Here is a 6299-nt window from a genome sequence, read left to right as displayed (position 1 = left end):
GCTGCGATCTTTTGCTTTTAGAGCGGGGCAGGCTCTTGCGCCGGCTTGGTCTTGTCGATCCCCGGCACATGCAGATTGCCCTCGGCCACCTGATCGCCTTCAAGCTGCGGCTGGGTCACCCAGGTCAGAATGTCGTAGTAGCGACGGATGTTCGCCACGAAATGCACCGGCTCGCCGCCCCGGGCGTAGCCGTAGCGGGTTTTGCTGTACCACTGCTTCTGCGACAGGCGCGGCAGCATCTTCTTCACGTCCAGCCACTTATCCGGGTTCAGGCCTTCGCGGGACGCCAGTTTGCGCGCGTCATCGAGGTGGCCGCTGCCGACGTTGTATGCCGCCAGCGCAAACCAGGTGCGGTCCGGTTCCTGAATCGATTCGTCGAGCTGATCCTTCATGTAGGCCAGGTACTTGGCGCCGCCCATGATGCTTTGCTTGGGATCGAGCCGGTTCGACACGCCCATCGCCTGAGCGGTGTTCTGGGTCAGCATCATCAAGCCGCGCACGCCGGTTTTCGAAGTGACCGCCGGTTGCCACAGCGATTCCTGATAACCGATGGCCGCGAGCAGGCGCCAGTCGATTTTCTCTTTCTTGGCGTAGGCCTTGAAGTGCTGTTCGTATTTGGGCAGGCGCTGCTGCAGGTGCTGGGCGAAGGTGGTGGCGCCCATGTAGCCGAGGACATCGACGTGGCCGTAGTAACGGTCTTTCAGGCGCTGCAGGGTGCCGTTTTTCTGCACCTTGTCGAGGTAGGCGTTGATCTCGTTGAGCAGGCTGCTGTCTTCACCGGCGGCCACCGCCCAGCTCTGACTGCGCGCATCGCCCAGGTCGAAGGCCACGCGGATGTTGGTGAAGTACACCTGGTTCATTGCCACTTCGTTGGAATCAACCAGCGTCAGGTCGATCTGGCCTTCATCGACCATGCGCAACAGGTCGACCACTTCCACGGCGTCGGATTCTTCGTATTCGATGCCGGGGAATTTCTTTTTCAGCTCCGCCAGCTGTTCGGCGTGGGTGCTGCCCTTGAGCACCATGATCTTCTTGCCGACCAGATCGCCGGGATCCGTCGGCCGCGACTGGCCGTTGCGATAGATGATCTGCGGGGTGACTTCGAGGTAGGAGTGGGAGAACCGCACCTGCTTCTTGCGCTCCTCGCTGCTGACCAGGCCGGCCGCCGCCAGTACCGGGCCGTTCGGCTTGCCGATCTGGTTGAACAGGTCATCGAGGTTGTCGGCGGTCTCGATCTTCAGTTCGACCCCCAAATCGTCGGCGAAGCGCTTCACCAGCTCGTATTCGAAGCCGGTTTCACCGCTGCGATCCTGAAAGTAGGTGGCGGGGCTGTTACGGGTAATCACCCGCAGCACACCATCCTCCTTTACGCGCTCGAGTGTGTTGGGTTTATCAACACAACCACCGAGCATCAGGAAGAGTCCGGTTGCGATCAGCCATTTGGCGTACCGCGGACGCAAAGCCGTTGGGAAAAACATGTGCGCAGTATACGCAAACGGCTGCGGGCGCCATATCTCGACAGTGAGGGGCTTGTCTGCTAGAGATCACAAAACCGCACGAAACCCCGCAGGAATGGGGCTTAGCGGCATTTTGTGACAGAAAAAATAAGCGTTGGCCGCGCACTCTCGAAATTTGACTTCAAAGGCAGAAACACAGATTGATATCCGAGTGCAACCGTGCGTAGCGTTTCGGGTGATGTTGAGGGCGGTTTAGGCTAGAATGCACGGCCTCAAAGCACACCCCTTCCCGAGGCTGTCCCGAAGATGTTGATCCTGCGCGGCGCTCCTGCCCTTTCTGCCTTTCGCCACAGCAAACTCCTTGAGCAACTGAGCCAGAAGGTTCCAGCTGTCAATGGCCTGTATGCTGAATTCGCTCACTTCGCCGAAGTCACCGGCGTCCTGACCGGCGACGAACAGCAGGTGCTTGCGCGCCTTCTGAAGTACGGCCCAAGCGTTCCGGTACAAGAGCCGACCGGTCGTCTGTTCCTGGTGTTGCCGCGTTTCGGCACCATCTCGCCATGGTCGAGCAAGGCCAGCGACATCGCCCGCAACTGCGGCCTGAGCAAGATCCAGCGTCTGGAGCGCGGCATCGCGTTCTACGTGGCCGGCCAGTTCAGCGACATTGAAGCCCAGCAGATTGCCGACGTGCTGCATGACCGCATGACCCAGATCGTCCTGGGCAATCTGGAACAGGCCGCGGGTCTGTTCAGCCACGCCGAGCCGAAACCGCTGACCGCGATCGACATCCTCGGTGGCGGTCGCGCCGCGCTGGAAAAAGCCAACACTGAACTGGGCCTGGCCCTGGCCGAAGACGAGATCGACTATCTGGTCAACGCCTTCAACGGTCTCAAGCGCAACCCGCACGACATCGAACTGATGATGTTCGCCCAGGCCAACTCCGAGCACTGCCGCCACAAGATCTTCAACGCCAGTTGGGATATTGACGGCGAGAGCCAGGAAAAAAGCCTGTTCGGCATGATCAAGAACACCTACCAGATGCACAACGAAGGCGTGCTGTCCGCTTATAAGGACAACGCTTCGGTGATCGTCGGCAACGTCGCCGGCCGCTTCTTCCCGGATCCGGAAACCCGCCAGTACGGCGCGGTGCAGGAGCCGGTGCACATCCTGATGAAGGTCGAAACCCACAACCACCCGACCGCGATCGCCCCGTTCCCGGGCGCGTCCACCGGTTCCGGTGGCGAGATCCGCGACGAAGGTGCAACCGGTCGTGGCGCCAAGCCAAAGGCCGGCCTGACCGGTTTCACCGTGTCCAACCTGCAGATCCCGGGCTTCGAACAGCCGTGGGAGGTGCCGTACGGCAAGCCTGAGCGCATCGTTACCGCGCTGGACATCATGATCGAAGGCCCGCTGGGCGGCGCCGCATTCAACAATGAATTCGGTCGTCCGGCCCTGACCGGCTACTTCCGTACCTTCGAACAATCGATCAGCACCCCGCACGGTGACGAAGTTCGTGGCTACCACAAGCCGATCATGCTCGCGGGCGGCATGGGCAATATCCGTGAAGAGCACGTCAAGAAAGGCGAGATCGTCGTCGGCTCCAAGCTGATCGTCCTCGGCGGCCCGGCGATGCTCATCGGTCTGGGCGGCGGCGCCGCGTCCTCGATGGCCACCGGCACCAGCTCGGCGGATCTCGACTTCGCTTCCGTACAGCGTGAAAACCCTGAAATGGAACGTCGCTGCCAGGAGGTCATCGACCGTTGCTGGCAGCTGGGCGACAAGAACCCGATCAGCTTCATCCACGACGTGGGCGCGGGCGGTCTGTCCAACGCCTTCCCAGAACTGGTCAACGACGGCGACCGCGGTGGCCGTTTCGAACTGCGCAACATTCCAAACGACGAGCCGGGCATGGCCCCGCACGAAATCTGGTCCAACGAATCCCAGGAGCGTTACGTTCTGGCAGTCGGTCCGGCTGACTTCGAGCGCTTCCAGGCGATCTGCGAACGTGAGCGCTGCCCGTTCGCCGTGGTCGGCGAAGCCACTGCCGAGCCGCAACTGACAGTGACGGACAGCCACTTCGGCAACAACCCGGTGGACATGCCGCTGGAAGTGTTGCTGGGCAAGGCCCCGCGCATGCACCGTTCGGTGGTTCGCGAAGCCGAGCTGGGCGACGATTTCGATCCGTCGAACCTCGACATCGCCGATTCCATCGAGCGCGTCCTGCATCACCCGGCCGTGGCGAGCAAAAGCTTCCTGATCACCATCGGCGACCGCACCATCACCGGCCTCGTGGCCCGTGACCAGATGGTTGGCCCATGGCAGGTTCCGGTGGCCGACGTCGCCGTCACCGCCACCAGTTTCGACGTCTACACCGGTGAAGCGATGGCCATGGGCGAGCGCACTCCGCTGGCGCTGCTGGACGCTCCGGCGTCGGGCCGTATGGCTATCGGCGAAACCCTGACCAACATTGCCGCTTCGCGCATCAACAAGATTTCCGACATCAAGCTGTCGGCGAACTGGATGTCCGCTGCCGGCCACCCGGGCGAAGACGCGCGTCTGTACGACACCGTGAAAGCGGTCGGCATGGAACTGTGCCCTGAGCTGGGCATCACCATTCCGGTGGGCAAGGACTCGATGTCCATGGCCACCCGCTGGAACGACAACGGTGAAGAAAAAACCGTGACCTCGCCGATGTCGCTGATCGTGACCGGTTTCGCCCCAGTGGCTGACATCCGTCAGACCCTGACCCCGGAACTGCGCATGGACAAGGGCACCACCGACCTGATCCTGATCGATCTCGGTCGCGGTCAGAACCGCATGGGTGCCTCGATCCTCGCTCAGGTTCACGGCAAGCTCGGCAAGCAGGCACCGGACGTCGACGACGCGGAAGACCTGAAGGCCTTCTTCGCGGTGATCCAGGGCCTCAACGCCGACGGTCACCTGCTGGCTTACCACGACCGTTCCGACGGTGGTCTGCTGACCTCCGTGGTGGAAATGGCGTTCGCCGGCCACTGCGGTCTGAGCTTGAACCTGGACAGCGTTGCCGAAAATTCGGCAGAAATCGCCGCGATCCTGTTCAACGAAGAACTGGGTGCGGTGATCCAGGTCCGTCAGGACGCCACGCCAGATATCCTCGCGCAGTTCAGCGCGGCCGGTCTGGGTGATTGCGTGTCGGTGATCGGTCAGCCGATCAACAATGGCCAGATCAACATCACCTTCAACGGTGACACCGTGTTTGAAGGCCAGCGTCGTCTGCTGCAACGTCAGTGGGCCGAGACCAGCTACCAGATCCAGCGTCTGCGCGACAACGCCGACTGCGCCGAGCAAGAGTTCGATGCACTGCTGGAAGAGGACAACCCGGGCCTGAGCGTCAAGCTGAGCTACGACGTCAACCAGGACATCGCCGCGCCTTACATCAAGAAAGGCATCCGCCCACAGGTTGCCGTGCTGCGTGAGCAGGGCGTCAACGGTCAGGTGGAAATGGCCGCCGCGTTCGACCGCGCCGGTTTCAACGCGATCGACGTGCACATGAGTGACATTCTCGCTGGCCGTGTCGACCTGAACGAGTTCAAAGGTCTGGTGGCCTGCGGTGGCTTCTCCTACGGCGACGTCCTCGGCGCCGGTGAAGGCTGGGCCAAGTCGGCGCTGTTCAACAGCCGTGCCCGCGATGCGTTCCAGGGCTTCTTCGAGCGTAACGACAGCTTCACCCTCGGCGTGTGCAACGGTTGCCAGATGATGTCCAACCTGCACGAGCTGATCCCGGGCAGCGAGTTCTGGCCGCACTTCGTGCGCAACCGCTCCGAGCAGTTCGAAGCGCGCGTGGCGATGGTGCAGATCCAGGAATCGAACTCGATCTTCCTGCAGGGCATGGCCGGTTCACGCATGCCGATCGCCATCGCGCACGGTGAAGGCCATGCCGAGTTCTCCAGCGAAGAAGCCCTGCTGGAAGCCGATCTGTCGGGTTGCGTGGCGATGCGTTTCGTCGACAACCACGGCAAGGTCACCGAAGCCTACCCGGCCAACCCGAACGGTTCGCCGCGCGGGATTACCGGTCTCACCAGCCGCGACGGTCGTGTGACGATCATGATGCCGCACCCGGAGCGTGTGTTCCGCGCGGTGCAGAACTCGTGGCGTTCGGAGGACTGGACCGAAGATGCTCCTTGGATGCGCATGTTCCGTAACGCGCGCGTCTGGGTGAACTGAGGCCTGTGTACAAGCTCGCGTTTTTTGTTCCCGACAGTCATGTCGAGGTGGTCAAGGACGCTGTATTCGCTGCCGGTGGTGGGCGGATCGGTGACTATGACCGCTGTGCGTGGCAGGTGCTTGGGTCTGGTCAGTTTCGGCCTTTGCACGGCAGTCAGCCGTTCATTGGTGAGGCGGGGCGGGTTGAGCGGGTCGAGGAATGGAAGGTTGAGCTTGTGGTTTGTGATGAGCTGATTCGTGAGGTGGTGGCGGCTTTGAAGTTGAGTCACCCTTACGAGACGCCGGCTTACGAAGTGTGGCGGCTGGAGGATTTCTGATCTTTTTGCCGCTGGAACGGGAAACCCGCAGATGAGTGATTGTCTGCGGGTTTTTTGTTACCTGCGATTTGAGGGGTGACTGCGTTTCATTGTGGGAGCTGGCTTGCCAGCGATGGCGCCCTTATAGGCGACCATGCTCTGTCTGATTGAGTGAGTATCCGTTGCTTCGGGTGCGGCGGCTGGCGGTTTCGCCCTTACGGCGACTCACTTTTTTTACAAACGCCTAAAAAAAGTAAGCAAAAAAACGCTTGCTCCTGCGTTCGGCCCGCTCGCTGAGGCTCGGGGTCCCTTCGCTCCGGGTTTGATCCGGGCGCAGCGCCTA

The 6299-nt window shown here is 61.5% G+C and carries 3 protein-coding genes; 2 read left to right on the top strand and 1 reads right to left on the bottom strand.

The window, feature by feature from the left end:
• Positions 1 to 17: 17 nt before the first annotated feature.
• Positions 18 to 1478 (bottom strand): membrane-bound lytic murein transglycosylase MltF, encoded by a 1461-nt coding sequence (gene mltF / locus OC71_RS26650; protein ID WP_084234320.1) that lies wholly within the window; start codon positions 1476 to 1478, stop codon positions 18 to 20.
• A 285-nt stretch (positions 1479 to 1763) separates the two neighbouring features.
• On the opposite strand from mltF, the gene purL reads away from it, so the two are divergent.
• Positions 1764 to 5660, top strand: a complete 3897-nt coding sequence (gene purL / locus OC71_RS26645; RefSeq protein ID WP_041075026.1) for a phosphoribosylformylglycinamidine synthase — start codon at positions 1764 to 1766, stop codon at positions 5658 to 5660.
• A gap of 5 nt (positions 5661 to 5665) precedes the next feature.
• Complete coding sequence (locus tag OC71_RS26640) at positions 5666 to 5977, top strand: YqfO family protein (RefSeq protein ID WP_041075024.1); 312 nt, start codon at positions 5666 to 5668, stop codon at positions 5975 to 5977.
• Positions 5978 to 6299: the final 322 nt, after the last annotated feature.

The organism is Pseudomonas sp. W15Feb9B (assembly GCF_000828175.1).
Classification (GTDB): domain Bacteria; phylum Pseudomonadota; class Gammaproteobacteria; order Pseudomonadales; family Pseudomonadaceae; genus Aquipseudomonas; species Aquipseudomonas parakoreensis.
This window is presented reverse-complemented; position numbering and strand designations above follow the sequence as displayed.